Raw genomic sequence first — 20,903 nt, 5'->3', positions numbered from 1 at the left:
ACTGCGAAACGAAACGGTTTCGTACGTGCGCTGGGTCACGCCTGTCGGGTTCCCGTAAAGAGCCGCCAACGAGTCGGCCACGAGTTGCTGGGGTCGTAGGCCCGGCGAAGCATGGGGAGGTGAGCTATCTGCGCCTTCCCCACCTCAACGGCGACCTGCTGTGCTTCGTGGCCGAGGACGACCTCTGGCTGGCCCCCCTCGACGCGCCCGGCCGGGCCTGGCGGCTCACGGCGGACCGCACGAAGGCCGGCGCGCCCCGCTTCTCGCCCGACGGCCGCTCGATCGCCTACACGTCCTGGCGCAGCCTCGTCCCCGAGATCCACCTCGTCGGCGTCGACGGCGGCCCGGCCCGGCAGCTGACGTACTGGGGCAGCGTCGACACGCAGGTGCGCGGCTGGACGCCCCCCGGCGGGGAAGGCGGCTGCGACATCCTGGCCGTCGCCTCCCACGGCGAGCCCTTCTCCTACTTCACCTGGGCCTACAAGGTGACCACGGACGGCGACCCCGGGCGCAAACTGCCCTGGGGCCCGGTCTCCGACATCCAGGTCGCCGACGTCGACGGCGCGCACAAGACCCTGCTGCTCACCGGCACCCCGCCGCACGAGCCCGCCTCCTGGAAGCGCTACCGCGGCGGTGCCACCGGCCGCCTCTGGCTGCACGGGCAACGCCTGCTGGCGGACGTCGACGGCCATCTGGCCTGTCCCATGTTCGTCGGCGGCCGGATCGCCTTCCTCTCCGACCACGAGGGCGTCGGCAACCTCTACTCCTGCGCCCACGACGGCACCGACCTGCGCCGGCACACCGACCACGACGCCTTCTACGCCCGGCACGCCTCCACCGACGGCACCCGCGTGGTCTACCAGTGCGCGGGCGACCTGTGGCTGGTGGACGACCTCTCCCCCGGCGGGACACCGCGCAGGCTCGACGTCCGGCTCGCCGGACCGGCCACCGGCCGGCGCAGGTACCAGGTGCCGGCCGCGCAGAACGTGGACGGCATCTCCGTCGACGAGACGGGCCGGGCGAGCGCGGTCGTCGTCCGCGGCAGCCTGTACTGGCTCACCCACCGCGACGGCCCGGCCCGCACGATCACCGACACGCCAGGCGTCCGGGTACGGCTGCCGGAGATGCTGGGCTCGACCGGGCAGGTCGCGTACGTGACGGACGCCGAGGGGGAGGACGCCGTCGAGATCGTCCGGCTGCCCCGCGCGACCGGAGAGCGCGCGACCCGCCGCCTGGCCTCCGGCCGCCTCGGCCGGGTCCTGGAAATGGTCTCCGACCCCCTGGGCGAACGCCTCGCCATCGCCTCGCACGACGGACGCCTGCTGCTGATCGACGTGACGGAGGGGGTGGACGGCGCGGAGGGCACGGGGCGAGCGGGGGAAGCGCCGGCGGACGTGGGCGGGGTGGAAGCGGGGGTCGCGGAGGCAGCCGAGACTACGCAGGCCACGGAGCCCGGAGCGACGACGCAGGCCGGGCAGGCCGGGGTCGGTGCGGACGCAGTGGAGGCCGAGGACGCCGCCGGGGCCGCGGCCCGGGAGGAAGCGGACGGTGACGCCGTCAGCGAGCTGGTCCGGTCCGGCAACGGGCCCGTCCGGGACCTCGCCTTCTCCCCCGACGGCTCCTGGCTCACCTGGTCCCACCCCGGCATCGGCCGCTCCCTGCGCCAGATCAAGCTGGCCCGGATCAAGGACCGGCACATCGTGGACGTGACCAACGGCCGCTTCGAGGACGAGAGCCCCGTCTTCACCCGCGACGGCCGCTACCTCGCGTTCCTCTCCTGGCGCGGCTTCGACCCGGTCTACGACGTCCACACCGGCGACCTGTCCTTCCCGCTCGGCTGCCGTCCCTACCTCGTCCCCCTCTCCTCGGCCACCCCGTCCCCCTTCGCCCTGAACCCCGAGGGCCGCCCGGCCGCCGGCGGGCTGGACCCGCTGGAGGACCAGGACACCGGCGAGACGGGCACGGTGACCGTCGAGGTGGAGGGCCTGGAGAACAGGGTCACGCCGTTCCCGGTCTTCGCCTCCAAGTACTCCTCGCTGCACCCGGTCGCGGGCGGCGGACTGGTCTGGCTGCGCTGGCCGATCTCCGGCGCGCTCGGCGAGACCTTCGCCAGCCCCGACGACACCACAGGCCGCCCGACGCTCGAGTACTTCAACATCAGCAAGGCCAAGAAGTCCGAACTCGTCGGCCACCTCGACTGGTTCGCGGTCAGCGGCGACGGCACCCGGCTGGTCGTCGTCGACGAGGGCGACCTGCGGGCAGCGCCCTCGACCGAGGCGGGCGACGGCGACACGACCGTGTGGATCGACCTGCGCCGCATCCTGCACCAGGCCGACCCGCCCGCCGAGTGGCGCCAGGCCTACGAGGAGGCCGGACGCCTCATCCGCGCCTACTTCTGGGACCCGGGCATGTGCGGCATCGACTGGGACGCGATGCTCGCCCAGTACCGGCCGCTGGTCGAACGGGTCGCCTCCCCCGACGAGTTCGCCGACCTGCTGCGCGAGGTCCTGGGCGAACTGGGCACCTCCCACGCCTACGTCACCGCCGCCCGCCGCAACGAGGGCCCGCCCCACTACCAGCGCTTCCAGGGCCTCCTCGGCGCCAACTTCGTCCACCGCGAAGGGGGCTGGACGGTCAAGCGGATCCTTCCCGGCGACTCCTCCGACTCCAAGGCCCGTTCACCGCTGGCCGGCACGGGCATCCGCGAGGGCGCCGTCCTGACCCACGTCGACGGCCGCCCGGTCGATCCGGTGACCGGCCCCTACCCCCTGCTCGCCGGTTCGGGCGGCACGACGACGGAGCTGACGTTCCGGCCCGCCGACGGCGAGGCCGGGCGCGCACGGCGGGTCGCCGTCGTCCCGCTCATCGACGAACGCCCGCTCCGCTACCAGGACTGGGTCGCCAAGCGCCGTGCGGTCGTGCGGGAGTTGAGCGACGGCAAGTGCGGCTATCTGCACATCCCCGACATGGGCGGCTCCGGCTGGGCCCAGTTCAACCGCGATCTGCGCATGGAGGTGTCCCGGCCGGCGCTGATCGTGGACGTGCGGGGCAACGCGGGCGGGCACATCAGCGAACTCGTCATCGAGAAGCTGACCCGTACGATCCTGGGCTGGGACCTGACCCGGGACGCGCAACCGGTGTCGTACACCTCCAACGCGCCCCGGGGCCCGGTGGTGGCGCTGGCGGACGAGGCGACGTCCTCCGACGGCGACATGATCACCGCCGCCTTCAAGGTGCTGAAGCTCGGCCCGGTCGTGGGCCAGCGCACCTGGGGCGGCGTGGTCGGCATGACCGGCCGGCACCGCCTGGGCGACGGCACGGTCATCACGGTGCCGATGAACGCCGCCTGGTTCGAGGCCTACGGCTGGTCGGTCGAGAACCACGGCGTCGCCCCCGACCTGGAGATCCTGCGCACCCCGCTGGACTGGGCGGAGGGCCGCCACGCCCAACTCGACGACGCGGTCCAACTGGCCCTGACCCTCCTGGAGACCAACCCCGCGGCCAACCCCCCCGACTACACCGACACCCCCAACCGCACCCGCCCCGAACTCCCCCCGAGACAGCCGTAGGCGCCCCGAAGGCTCTGCGCGCCGAAGGCCGCGCAACCAGGGGCGCGGGAACTGCGCGACCAGCCCACACGAACCCGCACGTCCAAGGGGCGCGGGGAACTGCGCGAGCAGCCCCCACGAGCCCGCACCCGAATCCCGACGCGGAGGAAGGGCACCCTCCCCGAAGGAAGGGCGCCCCACATCACCCGGCCAAGGCCGAGCGCAGCGCCTACGCGTCGTAGTCGCGGTCGAAGCGGTCGTCCATCTCCTGCTCCGTGTCCTCGATGTCGCGCATGTTCTGGCGACCCCGCTCGGACTGCGGCTGCTGGCCACCGCGGTTCGGCTGCTGGCCGCCCCGCTGCGACTGCTGGCCGCCCCGCTGCGAGTGCTGCTGGCCGCGCTCACGAGCCTGGCCGATCTTCTCCTTGCCCTGCTCGCGCATCTCGCCGGCCTTGTCCTGGAACTGGTCCTTCATACCCATGTGGGTTCACTCCTGTGGTGAGTGTCCGGGGCCCCTCGGTGGGGCCTCGACCAGATTCACACGGGCCAACACGCTGCGCATGTCGATCAGTTACGGTGCGTAGCACGCGCCGCCTCGTCCGCCTCCCCACCTGCGCCGACGAGCCCCGAACGCATCCCCTGCAGCCGCGGCGCGAACCGCTTCATCTCGCGCTGGCCCACCGTTCCGATGAGGGCCGGCAGATACCCGCGCACGCCCTGCATGCCGCGCAGCCACCACTGCCCGTAGACGTGCGCCGACCGCCGCTCGATCCCGGCGACGAGCCGGTCCACCGCCGGACCCAGCGGATACGTCTTGTTGGACGGCCACGGCAGCCGCTGCCGCAGTTCGCGCATCACCTCGTCCTGGTCGGCACCGCGCACCATGTCGGTGTCGGTCCAGGACAGGTACCCGACGCCGACCCGCACGCCCTGGTAGCCCACCTCGGCGCGCAGACTGTGCGCGTACGCCTCCACACCCGACTTGGAGGCGCAGTACGCCGTCATCATCGGCGCCGGCGTGATCGCGGCGAGCGAGGCGATCTGGAGCAGGTATCCGCGGCTCTCGACCAGCACCGGCAGGAACGCGCGGGCGGTCACCGCCGACCCGATCAGGTTCACCTCGATCACCCGCCGCCAGGCCTGCGGATCGGAGTCGACGAAGGGGCCGCCCGTCGCCACACCGGCGTTGGCGACCACGATGTCGACCTTCCCGAACCGCTCCTTCACCTCCTGCGCTACCCGGCTCATGGTCTCGTGGTCGGTGACGTCGGCGTACCAGTGGGCGCTCTCGCTGTGCAGCCGCCCGGAGACCTCCTTGAGCGCCTCCTCCTCCAGCCCGACGAGCGCGACCTTCGCGCCGCGTGCGGAGAGCTTGCGCGCCAGCAGCTCGCCGACGCCGCGCGCCGCTCCGGTGACGACCGCGACCTGCCCTTCGAGGCTGACCCTGCTCATGCGCCCTCCTTGATCTCGACGGGGGTGCCCCCCGCGACGTACGTGGTGACGAGTTCCCGGATCCGGCCGGTCACCGGTCCGGGTGCCTCGACGGGACTCATGTGACCGACGCCGGGCAGCTCGGTGAGCCCGACGCACTGGGGCAGAGCGGCGGCCAGCGCGTGGGCGTGCCCGGGGGGCGTGAGCCGGTCCGCCATGCCGTGCACGACCGCCGTCGGCACGCGCAACTCCCGTACTCCGTGGTCGAGGTCGAGCACCGCCAGCACGCGCGACCAGGCGTGGCGCACGGCGCGCGGGCAGGCGTGCACGATCCGCGCACACGCCTCGACCATGTGCGGGGCCGAACCGGCGCCCATGGTGCCGTACTTGAGGATGCGCAGCGCGAGGGGCGTGACCGGACCGAGGGGTGCGCGCGAGCCGAGGACGCGCCCGGTGACCCAGGTGCGGAGGCGGCCGGCGCGCAGGGGCACCACCAGCGACTCCGGGACCAGCCGCGAACTGCCCGTGCTGCACAGCAGGACGGCGGCGGCGTGCTCCCGGAAGCGGGGGCGCGTGGAGGCGGCCATGACCGTCATCCCGCCCATGGAGTGGCCGACGACCAGGGCCTTCTCACCGGGCGCGAGCGTCTCGGCCAGCACCGCCTCCAGGTCGTCCGCCAGCGCCTCGGTGCTGCACACGGGGCTCGCGGGGCTGCGTCCGTGCCCTCGCTGGTCGTACGCGATGACCCGGTGGCCGGGTGTCAGCTCCCGTATCTGCGCGGCCCAGAAGGCGGTCGAGCAGGTCCAGCCGTGGGCGAGGACGACGGCGGGCGCGTCGTCCGGCCCGTGCACCTCGACGTGCAGCCGCGCGCCGTCGGCGGACGCGACGGACAGGACCCGGGAGGGGGTGGGCGGCGCGTAGGGGCCGGAGAGGACGGAGCCGGCACGGCCGCGGCTCACGCCGTGGCCCCGCTCTGCTCCGCGGCGCCGCTCGGTTTCCCGGCCCCGCCTCCGTCACCGGCCCCGCTTCCTTCCCCCGCCCGGCTCCGTTCCCCGGCGCCGGCCGGGCCGGCGTCGCCCGCCGAGCCCGCGCGGATCACCGCGTACTCCCCGAGGTCCACCCGCCGGGTCGCGCGCCGGAACTCGGTCGTCGTACCCGGCCAGATGGTGGTGTTGCGGCCGCTCGCGTCCAGGTACCAGCTGGTGCAGCCGCCGGTGTTCCACACGGTCCGCTTCATGCGGTCCTGGACCCTGCGGTTCCAGTCCTCGACGGCCGCCGGCCGGGCATCGAGGGCCGCACGGCCTCCTCCGGTGCCTTGAGGGCCTGGGGGAACCCCCAGGACGTCCAGTTGGCGCAGGTAGTCGGCCATGTAGTTCAGCTGGGACTCGATCATGAGGATCATGGAGGAGTTCCCCAGCCCGGTGTTGGGCCCGATGATCGTCATCCAGTTCGGGAACCCGGCGGCCGAGGCGCCGCGCAGCGCCCGCATGCCGTTCTTCCAGGACTCCGCGAGCGTGATGCCCTCGGCGCCGACCACCCGCTCGGCTATGGGCATGTCCGTGACGTGGAAGCCCGTACCGAAGATGATCACGTCGACCTCGGCCTCGGAGCCGTCGGCCGCGACCACCGTGGACCCGCGGATCTCGCTGAGGCCGCTCGCGACCACGTCGACGTTGGGCCGGGCCAGTGCCGGGTAGTACTCGCTGGACAGCAGGATCCGCTTGCAGCCGATGCGGTAGTCCGGGGTCAGCTTGGCGCGCAGCTCCGGGTCCTTGACGGCGCGCGCCATGTTGCGCTTGGCGATCCGTTCGACGAGCCCGAGTTCGTCGGGGCGCTTGGTGAACGCCTGCACCTGCAGCTCCCGGATGCCCCACAGCAGCCCGCGCCGGGCCTGGGCGGTGACGGGCAGCCGGCGGTGCAGCCACCGCTCGGGCCCGCTGATGGCGCGGTCGATGCGCGGCATCACCCAGGGCGGGGTGCGCTGGAAGAGCGTGAGCCGGCCGGCCTGCGGCTGGATGGCGGGCACGATCTGGATGGCGGAGGCGCCGGTGCCGACCATGGCGACCCGCTTGCCGCGCAGGTCGTAGTCGTGGTCCCAGCGGGCGGAGTGGAACACCTTGCCCGGGAACGACTCCAGCCCCGGGAGGTCGGGGATCCTCGGATCGGACAGCGGCCCCGTGGCGGACACGACGACGTCGGCGGTCAGGGTGCCGCGCGTCGTCTCGATGTGCCAGCGCAGTCCTTCGCCGTCCCAGGTCATCAGCTTGACCTCGGAGTCGAAGCGGATGTGCGGACGCAGCCCGAAGAGGTCGGTGACGTGCTCCAGGTAGGCGCGGATGTGCCGCTGCCCGGAGAAGGTGCGCGGCCACTCCGGGTTGGGCGCGAAGGAGAAGGAGTACAGGTGGGAGGGCACGTCGCAGGCGCACCCGGGGTAGCTGTTGTCCCGCCAGGTGCCGCCGACGCTGTCGGCCCGCTCCAGGACGACGAAGTCGGTGATCCCCTCGCGGCGCAACCGTACGGCGGCCCCCAGGCCGCCGAACCCGGACCCGATCACCGCCACCCGTACATGCTCGTGCTCGGCCATCCCGAAGCCTCCACGCATCGCCTTGGACTCTGCCAGTGAACACTGGCGCAATGGGACTGTAGAGCAGCTCCGTACCGAGCGGTAGGGGTCGGGGGAAGGAAGTTACCGGCGGTACAACATAGGCTGCGGGCGTGGCAGAGGACGCGGAACACCCGGAGGCACAACCCGAGGCAGCCCCACAGGCCCGGCGCGAGTACCGCATGGAGGAGCTGGCCCGGCAGGCCGGCATCACCGTGCGCACGCTGCGCTTCTACCGCGAGCGCAAGCTGCTCCCACCACCCCGCCGCGAGGGCCGCATCGCCTGGTACGACGAGCACCACCTGGCCCGCCTGCGCACGATCGCCGCCCTGCTGGAGCGCGGTCACACCCTCAACGGCATCGCGGAGCTGGCCGAGGCCTTCGACCACGGCCGCGACGTCGCCGACCTCCTCGGCGTCGGCACCCCCACCGAGGAGGAGCCGGTCCGCCTCACCCCCGAGGAGCTCGCCGCCCGCTTCGAGGGCGAGGTCACGCCCGACAACCTGGCCGCCGCCATGGACCTCGGCTACCTCGGCACCGACGGCGACGAGATCGTCCACATCAGCCGCCGCCTGCTGGACGTCTCCTCCGCCCTGGTCCGCGAGGGCATCCCGCTCGCGGAGGTCCTGACGGCCGGCCGGCGCGTCCGCGAACACGCCGAGGCCCTGGCCGAACTCTTCACGGCCCTGATCCTCCGCCACGCCCCCGAGGAGGACCTCCACCGCCTGCGCCCCCTGGCCCGCAGCGTGGTGGAGGCGGAACTGTCCCTGGCCCTGGACCGGCGGATGAACAAGCGGGACTGAGCGGCGCTCTTACCGGTCGTACACGACCGTCACGGGGGCGTGGTCGCTCCACCGCTCGGCGTGCGTGGCGGCACGTTCCACGAAGCCCTTGACCGCCCTGGCGGCGAGACCCTGGGTGGCCGCGTGGAGGTCGATCCTCCAGCCCGAATCGTTGTCGAAGGCACGCCCCCGGTACGACCACCAGGTGTACGGACCCTCGACGCCGGGGTGCAGGGCCCGTACGACGTCCACGTAGCCGCCGTCCTCGGGGGCGAGCACGCGGCCGAGCCACTCCCGCTCCTCGGGCAGGAAGCCGGAGTTCTTGGTGTTGCCGCGCCAGTTCTTCAGGTCGGCCTGCTGGTGGGCGATGTTCCAGTCGCCGCAGACGACCACCTCGCGCCCGTCGGCGGCGGCCCGCTCGCGCAGTGCCTTCAGGTGGGTGAGGAACTCGCCCATGAAACGGTACTTCTCGTCCTGCCGTTCGGTGCCGACCTCGCCGGAGGGCAGGTAGAGGGAGGCCACCGTGACGCCGGGCAGGTCGGCCTCGACGTAGCGCCCGCTGCCGTCGAACTCGGCCGATCCGAAGCCGATCCGGACCCGGTCGGGTTCCCGCCGCGTATAGAGGGAGACGCCGGCGCGGCCCTTGGCGGCGGCGGGCGCGTGCACGACGTGCCAGCCGTCGGGCTGCCCCACCTGCTCGGGCAGCTGGTGCGGCTCGGCCCGCACCTCCTGCAGGCAGACGACGTCCGCGGAGGTCCGGGCGAGCCACTCGACGAAGCCCTTCCTGGCGGCGGCCCGCAGCCCGTTCACGTTCACCGAGGTCACAGTCAGCACCAGGGCACGATACCGGCACACTGGTCGGTGACCTCACAGCCAGAGGCCCGGCCATCGCATAGAAGTACGATACCCAGCATGATTATTCGCCCTGTTCGTTTCGATCACCCTGACGCCGTCAAGCTCAACGACGAGGTCCAGACGGAGTACGACCTGCGCTACGGCGACGGCGGCGACGCCACCGTCCTGGAGGCGACGGACTTCGACCCGCCCTGCGGCGTGTACCTGATCGCCTACGACGAGCACGACCGCCCCGTGGCCACCGGCGGCTGGCGCAGCCAGGACAGCAACGGCGAGGGCAACGAGGACGGTGACGCGGAGCTCAAGCGCATGTTCGTGATCGACGAGATGCGCGGCCGGGGCCTCGCCCGGCGCATGCTCGCCGCCCTGGAGGAGGACGCGCGCATGGCGGGCCGGGTCCGCATGGTCCTGGAGACGGGCACCAAGCAGCCGGAGGCCGTCGCGCTGTACACGTCCAGCGGCTACGAGCCCTGCACCAAGTTCGGCTACTACCGGCACTACCCGGAGAGCCTCTGCTTCGCGAAGCACCTGTGAAAGAGCTGAAGCCCCGGTCGGCTTTCACCGACCGGGGCTTCATGCTGCGTGGACCTGAGGGGATTTGAACCCCTGGCCCCCTCGATGCGAACGAGGTGCGCTACCGGACTGCGCCACAGGCCCTTGCAACGAGTGAAACTTTAGCATCCCCGACGGGGTGCTTGGAAATCCGTTCCCGGACTGGTCAGAGGCGGCTTCCGCGGGGGTGACGGTGATCACTCGTTGGCCGCGCGGGGGCGGTCGCCGTCCTCGTACTGGTCGAAGAGGGGCGTGCGTCCGCGCTCCCGCGCACGGCGCCCGGAGGACGCCCCGCGCGAGCGGCCGCGGGCGCGGGGCAGCATGTCGCCGCGGCCGTCCGCCGGCTTCTCCTCGAACGGCGGCTCCTGCGCCCCCGCCTCCGGTGCGTGGCCCTGCTCGGGGGCGACCGGGCTGCTGCGCGCGGAGCTCCACGTGTCCGGCGCGCCGAGGTCCACGTCGGAGCCGGCCCGGGGGGCCACCGGCGCGGTCACGTACGTCGGCAGCGGCACCGGCACCGGGTCCCAGCTGTCTCCCTGGCCGGGCCGCCGCTGCCGCTCGCGCTGCTGGTCGACCCACTCGGCGTGGTCGGTCTGCTCGACGAGGGCGCGCCGGTCGGCGGCGAGTGCGGAGGACCCGGTGTCCGTGCCGGTCACGGGACCCTCCTCCGGGTCGTCCACGCCGGGGCCCGGGTCCACGGGGATGCGCCGGCGGGGCTGACGCTCACGCAGGCGCTGTGCCGCGGCCTCGGCGTGGCGGCGGTCCATGTGGTAGGCGAAGCGGTGGCGCTCCTGGGAGCGGAGGTAGGCGATGTAGGCGCTCAGCAGTACGGCGGGCGCGGCGGGCGCCCACAGGAAGGCGAGGCCTCCGACGGCGGCGACGATCGCGCCGAGCGTGAAGGCGAGGAAGAGCATCACGGTGGTGCGCCGGCGGCGGGCGAGCACCTTCGTGCGCTGGGCCCGTGCCGCGGCCGCCTGTTCCGAGGCGGTGCGCGGCGCGGCCGGCCCGCGCTTCTGCGCGGGCACGGAGACCTGTCGGGGCGCCGGAGGATCGGCGTGGTCGGGTGCCGGTTCCGCGCCGGAGGGCGTCTCGGGGCCGGTCTGCGCACGGACCTGACGGCGGGTCGGAGGCATGGCGAAGGCCCGGACGTCCACCGTGTCGGTGACGGCGTCCGGGTCGCCGGCGCCCGGCTCCCCCTCCTGGGCGGAGCGCGCCCGCAGGTCCTTGGCGTACCGGCGCTCCATCCCCGCCCGTCCGGACAGCAGCCGGATGGCGGTGCTGAAGCGTTCCGTCGGACGGGCCTCGTTCAGCTCGTCCTGCCTACGGAGCCACATCGGCACCAAGTAGGCGGCCCAGGCCCCGACGATGACTGCGTAGATGAGGCCGCTGCTGCTCACGTCTCACACGGTAGAGGGGTTTGCACGGGGGCATCGGCCAATTGGGCCGGTGTGTCGCACGATCCGGCGGATATTTCCAGCTTTTTTTGCGTCCGATGCGATCAGCGGACCGTCGCAGCCGTGAATTGAATGCCCTGAGATGGTCGGAGGACGATGAACCGGCGCTCATTTTCGAACAAATATTCAATTCCGGGGACCGGGGGGATTCCCCGGGGTGTTCTCCCGCTCGGAGTGCCGCCGCTGCCGGGCGCGGCTCCGCTGCCAGCGCGCGAGCATTCCCTCGGGCACCTCTTCCGCGGTGAGCGCGAAGACCAGGTGGTCGCGCCAGGCTCCGTCGATGTGCAGATAACGCGGCCGGAGCCCCTCCTCGCGGAATCCGAGTTTCTCCACGACCCGGCGGCTAGGCCGGTTCTCGGGGCGAATGCAGACCTCGATGCGGTGCAGCCCGACGCTGCGGAAACAGTGGTCCACCACGAGTGCGACGGCCGTCGGCATCACCCCGCGCCCGGCCACCGACTCGTCCACCCAGTAGCCGATGTGCCCGGAGCACATCGACCCCCAGGTGATTCCGGCGACCGTCAACTGGCCGACGAGCTGCCCCTGGTACTCGATGACGAACGGCAGCATCCGGCCCGCGCCGGCCTCGGAGCGCAGGTGCCGGACCATCTGCCGGTAGGTCGGCCGGTGGGTGACCGGTCCGCTCGGGGTGGGCGGCGGGATGGTCGCCTCCCAGGGGCGCAGCCAGTCCCGGTTGCGCCGGTTCACCTCGCGCCAGACCCGCTGGTCGCGCATCTTTATCGGCCGGAGGACGACATCGCCGTCCGCCAGCACGACGGGCCAGGAAGCGCTGTTCAGCTCACACCTCCAGTGCCGGATGCCGGGTGGCCGCCCCCGGTGCCGGACCCCGGGTGGTCGCCGCCGCGGATCTGGTCGACGGCGTGGGCCAGCAGGGGCTCCAGCACGGCGAGGCCGTCCCGCACCCCGCCCGTGGAACCCGGCAGGTTGACGATCAGGGTCCGCCCCGCCACCCCGGCCAGCCCCCGGGACAGCGCCGCGGTCGGCACCTTCTGCCGTCCGAACGCCCGGATGGCCTCCGCGATGCCCGGCACCTCGTGGTCGAGCACCGCGCGGGTCGCCTCGGGCGTGCGGTCGGTGGGCGAGATGCCGGTGCCGCCGGTGGTCAAGATGGCGTCGTACCCGGCCGCCACGCCGTCGCGCAGCGCCGCCTCCACGGGATCGCCGTCGGGGACGACCCGGGGGCCGTCCACGGCGAAGCCGAGGCGCTTCAGGCCGTCGGCGACCAGCGGGCCGCCCCTGTCCTCGTAGACACCGGCGGCGGCCCTGTTGGAGGCGGTGACCACCAGAGCGCGGTAGGTCATGCCCGGCTCCAGTCGCCCGACTTGCCGCCCGTCTTCTCCTCCACCCGTACGTCCGTGATGACCGCTCCCTTGTCGACGGCCTTGACCATGTCGATCACGGTGAGCGCGGCGACCGTCACCGCGGTCAGGGCCTCCATCTCGACGCCCGTGCGGTCCGTCGTCTTCACGGTGGCCCGGATCTCCACGGCGTCGTCCGCGACCGACAAGTCCAGTTTCACACCGGACACCGACAACGGGTGGCACAGGGGGATCAGGTCGGGGGTGCGTTTGGCGCCCATGATGCCCGCGATCCGCGCGGTGGCCAGGGCGTCTCCCTTGGGCACTCCCTCTCCGCGCAGCAGCTCCACCACGCGGGGTGAGACGAGGACGCGCCCGCTGGCGCGGGCGGTGCGCGCGGTCACGTCCTTGCCGGACACGTCGACCATGCGGGCGGCGCCCGCGTCGTCGATGTGCGTCAGTCGGTCCTGCGCAGGGGCTCCGGGGGTCGTCCCCCGGGAAGGCTCGGTCATGCTGTGTGGCGCTCCCGGTCCGGGCCCGGCGCGGTGCGGTGCGCGGGCCTGCTGTGCGCGACACGGTACCGCCAAGCCGGCGCGCGCAGCGGACCAGGACCGGCCCGCGGACGGACGCGCGCGCGGGTCAGCCGAGCAGGACGACCTCGACCTCGGTCCCGGGCTCGACGGACTCCACGTCCTCGGGGACGACGATCAGCGCGTCGGCGTGCGCCAGCGCGGCGATCAGGTGGGAGCCGGCACCGCCCACCGGGCTCACCTCGCCCTCGGTGCAGGAGCCGCGCAGGAACTGGCGCCGTCCCTTGGGCGAGCGCAGCGCCTCGTCCGACTTCAGCACGGCCCGCACACGGGGCCGGTGGACGTCGGGCAGGCCCATCAGCGCGCGGATGGCGGGGCGGACGAACAGCTCGAAGGAGACGTACGACGACACGGGGTTGCCGGGCAGGGCCAGCAGGGGGGTGTGGTCGGGGCCGATGGAGCCGAAGCCCTGGGGCTTGCCCGGCTGCATGGCGAGCTTGCGGAAGTCGACGCCGGCGCCCGCCACGTCCTCGTCGCCGACGTCCGACAGCGCCTCCTTGACGACGTCGTACGCCCCGACGCTCACCCCGCCCGTGGTCACCAGCAGGTCGGCACGGACGAGCTGGTCCTCGATGGTGGTGCGGAGGATGTCGGCGTCGTCGGCGACGGCGCCCACCCGGTAGGCGATGGCACCGGCCTCGCGCGCGGCGGCCGTGAGGGCGAAGCTGTTGGAGTCGTAGATCTGGCCGGTGGTCAGTTCCTCGCCGGGCTGGACGAGTTCGCTGCCGGTGGACAGGACCACCACCCGGGGGCGCGGGCGCACCCGGACCCTGCCCCGGCCGATCGCCGCGAGCAGCGCGATCTGCGGCGGGCCGAGGATCGTGCCGGCCTCCAGGGCGAGGGCGCCGGCCCTGACGTCGCTGCCGCGGGCGCGCACGTGCGCGCCCGTTTCCGCGGGGCGGTGCACGCGCACCTGCCCCTCGGCGCCCTCCGGGGCCAGGCTGCGGGCCCGCATACCGCTCACCGGTCCCTCGCCGAGCCCGCCGTCGGTCCACTCGACGGGGACGACGGCCTCGGCGCCGGGCGGCAGCGGGGCGCCGGTCATGATGCGGGCGGCCTGTCCGGGGCCGACCCGCACCGGGTCTGCCGCGCCCGCCGCGACGTCCCCGACGACCTCCAGGACGGCCGGGAACTCCTCACCGGCGCCCGCGACGTCCGCGACGCGCACCGCGTACCCGTCCATGGAGCTGTTGTCGAACGGCGGCAGCGACACCGGCACCGTGACGTCGTCGACCAGGACGCAGCCCTGGGCGTCGAGGAGTTGCAGCTCGATGGGTTCGAGGGGGCGGACGGTCGAGAGGATGTCCTCCAGGTGCTCGTCCACCGACCACAGGTGGTCCGGGCCGGCGGGGCTGGTCGCGGCGCTGCTCAAGACTGCTGCATCTCCTCGGCTACGTATCTGCGGAGCCAGGCCCGGAACTCCGGGCCCAGGTCTTCACGTTCGCACGCGAGTCTGACAATGGCACGCAGGTAGTCGCCACGGTCACCGGTGTCGTAGCGGCGGCCCTTGAAGACGACGCCGTGCACCGGGCCGCCGACCTTCTCGTCCTGGGCGAGCTGCTGCAGGGCGTCGGTGAGCTGGATCTCGCCGCCGCGGCCGGGCTCGGTCTTGCGCAGTATGTCGAAGACGTGCGGGTCGAGGACGTAGCGGCCGATGATCGCGTAGTTCGACGGGGCGTCCGCCGGGTCCGGCTTCTCGACCAGGCCGGTCACCTTCACCACGTCGCCCTCGGCGGTGGCCTCCACGGCCGCGCAGCCGTAGAGGTGGACCTGCTCGGGCGCGACCTCCATGAGCGCGATCACGCTGCCGCCGTGCTGCTCCTGGATGTCGATCATCCGCTTGAGCAGCGGGTCGCGCGGGTCGATCAGGTCGTCGCCGAGGAGGACGGCGAAGGGTTCGCGGCCGACGTGCGGGGCGGCGCACAGCACGGCGTGGCCGAGGCCCCTGGGGTCGCCCTGGCGCACGTAGTGGAGGGTGGCCAGGTCGCTGGACTCCTGCACCTTCGCCAGGCGTTCGGCGTCGCCCTTCTTCTCGAGGGCCGATTCCAGCTCGTAGTTGCGGTCGAAGTGGTCCTCGAGGGGCCGCTTGTTGCGCCCGGTAATCATGAGCACGTCATCGAGTCCCGCCGACACGGCCTCCTCCACCACGTACTGGATCGCCGGCTTGTCGACGACCGGCAGCATCTCCTTGGGAGTGGCCTTGGTGGCCGGCAGGAACCGGGTGCCGAGACCCGCTGCGGGGATGACAGCCTTACTGATCCTGGCGTGCGACTGAGTCATGCCGGCCACCATATCCGGTGCCTTTGATGGTTATCTGTGGCTCCGGTTGGTTGTCCCTATGGATGACCCTTATATGAGGTCATGGGAAGGACGCGGGCGGCAAGTGGAGCACCTGGGACCCGAGATCGAGCCTGACAAGCGGACGTTGCGGCGGGAGTTCCTCGCGGTGAGGAACAGGTTGACGGACGATGACGTCCGCGAGACGGGCCGGGCGCTGGCGGGGCGTGCCCTGGAGCTGCCCGAACTGGCGGACGCGCGCACCGTGGCGGCGTACGTCTCGGTGGGCGGCGAGCCCGGCACGCCCGCACTGCTGGACGCACTGCGCGCGCGGGGCGTGCGCGTCCTGCTCCCCGCACTCCTGCCGGACAACGACCTGGACTGGGGCGAGTACACCGGCCCGGACTCCCTCGTGCGGATACGGCACGCCGGGAAGATGGCGCTTTTCGAGCCCTCCGGGGAGCGCCTGGGCCCGGACGCCGTGGCGGACGCGGACGTCGTCCTGCTGCCCGGGCTGGCGGTGGACGCGCGCGGGATGCGCCTGGGGCGCGGCGGCGGCTCCTACGACCGTGTGCTGGCCCGCCTGGAGCGGGCGGGCACCCACCCGCGGCTGGTGGTGCTGCTGTACGACACGGAGGTCGTCGCGCGGGTGCCTGCGGAGGCGCACGACAGGCCGGTGCACGCGGTGGTGACGCCGTCGGGCGTCCGCCGTTTCGCGGGTGCCTGACGGCCCGGCCGCCCTCGCGGACGGGTAACGGCCCCCCACGCGCGTGGGGGGCCGTTTCCATGGGCGGTGTGCCGTCAGCGGCTCACGGCTTGAGCACCAGGGTGTCGCTCGTGCTCTCGCCGACCCCCTTGGCCGAGAACGACCAGGGCAGCAGCTCGCCGTTGGCCCACTTGCCCGTCTGGTCCGTGTAGTGCGCGTTGAAGGCGTGCCCGGAGGCGCCGGTCAGGTTGATCCACCGGGACTTGTCGAAGTCCTTGAGGTTGACCACCATCCGCATGGACGGCACCCAGACGACGTTGTATCCGCCGGCGGCGTTCCAGCCGGACGCGTTGACCGTCGCCTCGCCGCCGCCGATCTTCCAGGGGCCGCGGTTGAGGAGGTACTGCAGGACCTTGGGGCCCTCGGTGCCGAGCGTCTGGTTCTTCAGGAACAGGCGGTGCAGCCGGCCCCAGCTCCAAGTGTCGATGTCCTTGCCGAGCTTGGCGGTCAGCTCCCAGCGGGCGTCGATCATGGCGCGCTCGAAGAGCTGGTCGCGGTTCTCGGCGCCCGGCCGGGTGCCCGACTTGGGCGTCTTCCACCAGTCGCTGTCCGGCTTGTCCATGAGGGTGCGCACGACCTCGAACCAGCGGTCGCCGCCGTCGGGCTGCGCCTGGTCGGCGTCACGCTGGCCGCACTCGCGGACCTTGCGGTCGTCGTCCACCGGGCCGGTGCTGTCGGTCTTGTCGACCCACAGGCACTGTCCCTTGACGCGCAGCTCCTTGGGCAGCTTGTTGCCGAAGGCGAGCTTGAGGACGTTGCGCCAGACGGCGTTGAAGTACGCGGCGGCCGCGGAGTCGGCTTCCTGGGTGTAGTCCCAGCCCTCCAGCAGCTTCTGCGCCTGCCGGACGTCGGGGTCGTCGAGGTTCAGCTTCAGCAGCCTGGGCACCAGGAGCTTGGCGATCTCGCTGCTGTTGTCCATCTGCATCTGCCGCATGTCCTCGGTGGAGATCCGGCCGCCGTCCTTGATCTTGGACTCGATCAGGTCGGCGATGCGCTGGCTGCGGGTGCCGTAGCCCCAGTCCGCGGTGAGCGTGTACGGGTACTTGTCCTTGTCGACCACGGCCTGGTTGGCGGTGACGATGTAGCCGCGCTCCGGGTTGTACTCGTAGGGCAGCTCGTCCTTCTTGATGAAGCCGGTCCACTTGTACTTCGAGTCCCAGCCCGGTGCCGGGACCGAGCCGTCGTCCGCGGAGGAGCGCGTGGGGATCCTGCCGGGCAGGGTGTAGCCGATGTTGTTCCCTGTGTCCGCGTAGATCAGGTTCTGCGAGGGCACGTCGAACAGGGCCGCCGCCTCGCGGAAGTCGCTCCAGTCCGCCGCCCGGTCGAGGGCGAACACGGCGTCCATGGAGGTGCCCGGGTCGAGGGCGGTCCACCTCAGGGCGATGCCGTAGCCGTCGCCCCGGTCGGGTGCGGCGGTGTTGACGCCGGCCTTCCTGCCGACCTGGACGAGTTCGTCGTCGCGGTCGGACAGCAGGGGCATCCCGTCCTGGGTCTGGCGCACGACGATCGTCTTGGACGTGCCGCCGGCGACCTTGATGGTCTCCTGGCGGGTCTTGAAGGGCCGGACCTTGCCGTCGTACAGGTAACCGTTGGCGGTCACCTTCTCCAGGTACAGGTCGGTGACGTCGGCGCCGGAGTTCGTCAGGCCCCAGGCGATCTTGGCGTTGTGACCGATGATCACACCGGGCATACCGGCAAAGGTGTAGCCGGTGACGTCGTACTGGCACTTGGCCGAGACGGACCGGCAGTGCAGGCCCATCTGGTACCAGACGGACGGCAGGGACGCCGACAGGTGCGGGTCGTTCGCGAGCAGGGGCTTGTTGGTGATGGTGTACTTCCCGGACACGACCCAGGAGTTCGAGCCGATGCCCTGGCCGTTCACGCCGACGGCCGTGGGGACGTCGTCGAGGACGTCGTAGAGCCCCGAGAGCTGGCTCGTGAGGGCCGATCCCGTCGTCCCCGAGGCGGTGGAGCCGCTCCTGCCCCCGGTGCCCTGGGCGGCGCTCGTGGCGCCACCCTGCTGGAAGCTCTTGGTCAGCTCGTCGTACTGGCCTTCCTGCACGATCGGCTTGTTGCGGCTGTACGGGTACCGCGGGTAGAGCTCGCGGATCTGCTGCGGGCCGAGGCGGCTGGTCATCAGCGCGCGGTCGATCTCGTCCTGCATGTTGCCCCGCAGGTCCCAGGCCATCGCCTTCAGCCAGGAGACGGAGTCGACCGGGGTCCACTTCTGCGGCTTGTAGTCGTTGGTGAGACCCAGGGCCGCGTACTCCAGGGAGATGTCCTCGCCGTCCTTGCCCTGGAGGTAGGCGTTGACGCCCTTGGCGTACGCGTCGAGGTACTTCTTCGTGGAGGCCGACAGCTTGGTGTCGTACTCCTTCTCGGCGATCCGGTCCCAGCCGAGGCTGCGCAGGAACTCGTCGTTCTTGACCTGGCTCTTGCCGAACATCTCCGACAGGCGCCCGGAGGTCATGTGGCGGCGCACGTCCATCTCGTAGAACCGGTCCTGCGCCTGGACGTAGCCCTGCGCCATGAACAGGTCCTCGTCGGAGGAGGCGTAGATCTGCGGGATGCCGTAACCGTCCCGCTTCACGTCCACCGGCCCCGACAGGCCGTCGAGCGTGAGTGAACCCGTGGTCTGGGGGAAGGAGGCGCGGACGGTGCTGATCGACCAGTACGCGCCGTAGGCGATGCCTCCGATGATGGCCAGGACCAGCACCAGCACGATCAGACGGGCTTTGCGCCCCTTTTTCCTGCCTGGCGTGGCGGGCGCGGCGACCGCGGTGGCGGTCTCACCCGTTGTGGCGGTGGTGTTGGGGGGCATCGCTGTCCTTGCTGTCCTAACGCGAGCGGCAGGTCGGGCTGTGACTTTGAATGAGCGCTGGAGCAACCATAGGCGCAGGGCCCCGTCCCACTTGACGCGGAGTCGAGAACCAGCGCGCACGGACGTTCGATCTTGCCAAGCGAGCGTCAAGAAATCGTCAAGAATTAGGTAAGGTAACGAAGTACTTGGATGCGGTGCGCCGCAGCCTCGGGTCTTGTGTACGCGTGCTCACGCGCCCTTTCGCGCGGGCCAAGGAAGGGAACCGCCGCTGACTGTCCACCACCTCAACCAGCTCCTGCTCGCCTGCTCCGTCGTCCTGCTCGTCGCCGTCGCGGCCGTCCGGGTCTCCTCCCGCAGCGGGCTCCCCAGCCTGCTCGTCTACCTGGGGATCGGCGTCCTCATGGGCCAGGACGGCATCGGGCACATCCAGTTCAACAGCGCCGAAGTGACCCAGGTCATGGGGTACGCGGCCCTGGTCGTGATCCTCACCGAGGGCGGCCTGGGCACGAAGTGGAAGGAGATCCGGCCGGTCCTGCCCTCCGCCTCCGTGCTGGCGACCGCGGGCGTGGCCGTCAGCGTGGGCGTCACCGCGGCGGGCGCGCACTACCTGGTCGGGCTGGAGTGGCGGCAGGCGCTGATCATCGGCGCGGTCGTGTCCTCGACGGACGCGGCGGCGGTCTTCTCGGTGCTGCGGAAGGTCCCGCTCCCCGCGCGCGTGACGGGCACGCTGGAGGCGGAGTCCGGTTTCAACGACGCCCCGGTGGTCATCCTGGTGGCCGCCTTCTCCACGGCCGGCCCCATCGAGCACTGGTACGTCCTGCTGGGCGAGATCACCCTGGAGCTGGCCATCGGCGCGGCCATCGGGCTGGCGGTGGGCCTGATCGGCGCCTGGGGGCTGAGGCACGTCGCCCTGCCCGCCTCCGGCCTCTACCCGATCGCCGTGATGGCCATCGCCGTCACCGCGTACGCCGCCGGCTCCCTCGCCCACGGCAGCGGCTTCCTGGCCGTCTACCTGGCCTCCGTGCTGCTGGGCAACGCCAAGCTGCCCCACTGGCCCGCCACCCGCGGCTTCGCCGAGGGGCTCGGCTGGATCGCGCAGATCGGCATGTTCGTCGTCCTCGGCCTGCTGGTCACCCCGCACGAACTGGGCGACGACATCTGGCCCGCCCTGGTCATCGGGCTGGTCCTGACCATGGTGGCCCGCCCGCTGAGCGTCGTGACCAGCCTGACGCCGTTCCGCACCCCGTGGCAGGAGCAGACGCTCATGTCGTGGGCGGGACTGCGCGGCGCCGTGCCCATCATCCTGGCGACCATCCCCATGGTGAACGGCGTCGCCGGCAGCCGCCGCGTCTTCAACATCGTCTTCGTCCTGGTCGTCGTCTACACCCTGCTCCAGGGGCCCACCCTGCCCTGGCTGGCCCGCAAGCTGCGCCTGGGCGAGCGGGGCGAGGCCGCCGACCTCGGCATCGAGTCGGCGCCCCTGGAGCGGCTGCGCGGGCACCTGCTGTCCATCACGGTCCCCGAGGGCTCGCGCATGCACGGCGTCGAGGTCAACGAACTCCGGTTGCCGCCGGGTGCCGCCGTGACGCTCGTCGTACGGGAAGGAAAATCGTTCGTCCCGCTGCCCACCACGGTGCTGCGGTGGGGCGACGAGCTGCTGGTCGTCGCCACCGACCCGGTCCGCGACGCGGCGGAGCGGCGCCTGCGCGCGGTGGCCCACGGCGGCAAGCTGGCCGGCTGGCTGGGTACCGACGGAGCCGGCAGTTCACGTTGAGGGGGTGTTTCGTCCGGTTCACACCCCGTGCATTCACAGGCGGCCCGGCGTCATGGTGCTCATTTTCACAGCCGTGCGAAACGATGATCCCTGTACGATGAAGGCGCACCCTGATCGAACCAACTCTGCCTGACG

Annotated in this window: 17 protein-coding genes and 1 tRNA gene; 5 read left to right on the top strand and 13 right to left on the bottom strand. The window is 72.0% G+C overall.

Annotated elements, in window-relative coordinates; translation table 11 throughout:
- Positions 1-119: 119 nt before the first annotated feature.
- The gene (locus IE177_RS00405; RefSeq protein WP_190012637.1) at positions 120-3,569 is read left to right on the top strand and encodes a S41 family peptidase; all 3,450 of its coding nucleotides are present in this window, start codon (positions 120-122) and stop codon (positions 3,567-3,569) included.
- A gap of 208 nt (positions 3,570-3,777) precedes the next feature.
- On the opposite strand, the gene IE177_RS00400 is transcribed toward IE177_RS00405, so the two are convergent.
- The 4 genes from IE177_RS00400 to IE177_RS00385 form a co-directional block, all read right to left on the bottom strand.
- A complete protein-coding gene (locus tag IE177_RS00400) occupies positions 3,778-4,029 on the bottom strand; it encodes a hypothetical protein (protein WP_190012636.1) in 252 nt (83 codons plus the stop codon).
- Positions 4,030-4,115: 86 nt separating this feature from the next.
- Positions 4,116-5,000, bottom strand: coding sequence for an SDR family oxidoreductase (locus tag IE177_RS00395; RefSeq protein ID WP_190012635.1), 885 nt, complete (start codon positions 4,998-5,000; stop codon positions 4,116-4,118).
- Positions 4,997-5,938 carry an alpha/beta fold hydrolase gene (locus IE177_RS00390; protein WP_190012634.1) on the bottom strand — a complete coding sequence of 314 codons (942 nt, stop codon included), beginning with the start codon at positions 5,936-5,938 and terminating at the stop codon, positions 4,997-4,999. The genes IE177_RS00395 and IE177_RS00390 overlap by 4 nt, the downstream gene beginning before the upstream one ends.
- Complete coding sequence (locus IE177_RS00385; RefSeq protein ID WP_190012633.1) at positions 5,935-7,563, bottom strand: flavin-containing monooxygenase; 1,629 nt, start codon at positions 7,561-7,563, stop codon at positions 5,935-5,937. The genes IE177_RS00390 and IE177_RS00385 overlap by 4 nt, the downstream gene beginning before the upstream one ends.
- 200 nt (positions 7,564-7,763) lie before the next feature.
- Between IE177_RS00385 and IE177_RS00380 the strand changes: the two genes are divergently transcribed.
- Positions 7,764-8,384 (top strand): MerR family transcriptional regulator, encoded by a 621-nt coding sequence (locus IE177_RS00380; protein ID WP_190013319.1) that lies wholly within the window; start codon positions 7,764-7,766, stop codon positions 8,382-8,384.
- A gap of 9 nt (positions 8,385-8,393) precedes the next feature.
- On the opposite strand, the gene IE177_RS00375 is transcribed toward IE177_RS00380, so the two are convergent.
- Entirely contained in the window at positions 8,394-9,197 is an 804-nt protein-coding gene (locus tag IE177_RS00375) for an exodeoxyribonuclease III (RefSeq protein WP_190012632.1), read from the bottom strand.
- Between the two features lie 78 nt (positions 9,198-9,275).
- Between IE177_RS00375 and IE177_RS00370 the strand changes: the two genes are divergently transcribed.
- Positions 9,276-9,752: a GNAT family N-acetyltransferase gene (locus IE177_RS00370; protein WP_190012631.1), complete on the top strand. Its 477-nt coding sequence runs from the start codon at positions 9,276-9,278 to the stop codon at positions 9,750-9,752.
- Between the two features lie 49 nt (positions 9,753-9,801).
- Here the strand turns inward: IE177_RS00370 and IE177_RS00365 are convergent.
- The 7 genes from IE177_RS00365 to galU form a co-directional block, all read right to left on the bottom strand.
- Positions 9,802-9,875: transfer RNA gene (locus IE177_RS00365), tRNA-Ala, on the bottom strand.
- 92 nt (positions 9,876-9,967) lie between these two features.
- On the bottom strand, positions 9,968-11,164 hold the full coding sequence (sepX, locus tag IE177_RS00360; protein ID WP_190012630.1) for a divisome protein SepX/GlpR: 1,197 nt from the start codon (positions 11,162-11,164) through the stop codon (positions 9,968-9,970).
- A gap of 183 nt (positions 11,165-11,347) precedes the next feature.
- Positions 11,348-11,995: a GNAT family N-acetyltransferase gene (locus IE177_RS00355; protein WP_190012629.1), complete on the bottom strand. Its 648-nt coding sequence runs from the start codon at positions 11,993-11,995 to the stop codon at positions 11,348-11,350.
- 20 nt (positions 11,996-12,015) lie between these two features.
- Complete coding sequence (locus IE177_RS00350; RefSeq protein ID WP_190012628.1) at positions 12,016-12,543, bottom strand: MogA/MoaB family molybdenum cofactor biosynthesis protein; 528 nt, start codon at positions 12,541-12,543, stop codon at positions 12,016-12,018.
- The gene (moaC, locus tag IE177_RS00345) at positions 12,540-13,052 is read right to left on the bottom strand and encodes a cyclic pyranopterin monophosphate synthase MoaC (protein WP_190012627.1); all 513 of its coding nucleotides are present in this window, start codon (positions 13,050-13,052) and stop codon (positions 12,540-12,542) included. The genes IE177_RS00350 and moaC overlap by 4 nt, the downstream gene beginning before the upstream one ends.
- A 127-nt stretch (positions 13,053-13,179) precedes the next feature.
- Positions 13,180-14,502 carry a molybdotransferase-like divisome protein Glp gene (glp, locus tag IE177_RS00340; protein WP_190012626.1) on the bottom strand — a complete coding sequence of 441 codons (1,323 nt, stop codon included), beginning with the start codon at positions 14,500-14,502 and terminating at the stop codon, positions 13,180-13,182.
- On the bottom strand, positions 14,499-15,410 hold the full coding sequence (gene galU, locus IE177_RS00335; RefSeq protein WP_190012625.1) for a UTP--glucose-1-phosphate uridylyltransferase GalU: 912 nt from the start codon (positions 15,408-15,410) through the stop codon (positions 14,499-14,501). The genes glp and galU overlap by 4 nt, the downstream gene beginning before the upstream one ends.
- Positions 15,411-15,483: 73 nt before the next feature.
- Between galU and IE177_RS00330 the strand changes: the two genes are divergently transcribed.
- Entirely contained in the window at positions 15,484-16,134 is a 651-nt protein-coding gene (locus IE177_RS00330) for a 5-formyltetrahydrofolate cyclo-ligase (protein WP_373304982.1), read from the top strand.
- 82 nt (positions 16,135-16,216) lie between these two features.
- On the opposite strand, the gene IE177_RS00325 is transcribed toward IE177_RS00330, so the two are convergent.
- A complete protein-coding gene (locus IE177_RS00325; protein WP_190012623.1) occupies positions 16,217-18,994 on the bottom strand; it encodes a penicillin acylase family protein in 2,778 nt (925 codons plus the stop codon).
- A gap of 214 nt (positions 18,995-19,208) precedes the next feature.
- On the opposite strand from IE177_RS00325, the gene IE177_RS00320 reads away from it, so the two are divergent.
- The gene (locus IE177_RS00320) at positions 19,209-20,768 is read left to right on the top strand and encodes a potassium/proton antiporter (RefSeq protein WP_190012622.1); all 1,560 of its coding nucleotides are present in this window, start codon (positions 19,209-19,211) and stop codon (positions 20,766-20,768) included.
- Positions 20,769-20,903: the final 135 nt, after the last annotated feature.

The sequence above is a fragment of the Streptomyces lucensis JCM 4490 genome, from assembly GCF_014650035.1.
Lineage (GTDB): Bacteria > Actinomycetota > Actinomycetes > Streptomycetales > Streptomycetaceae > Streptomyces > Streptomyces lucensis.
This window is presented reverse-complemented; position numbering and strand designations above follow the sequence as displayed.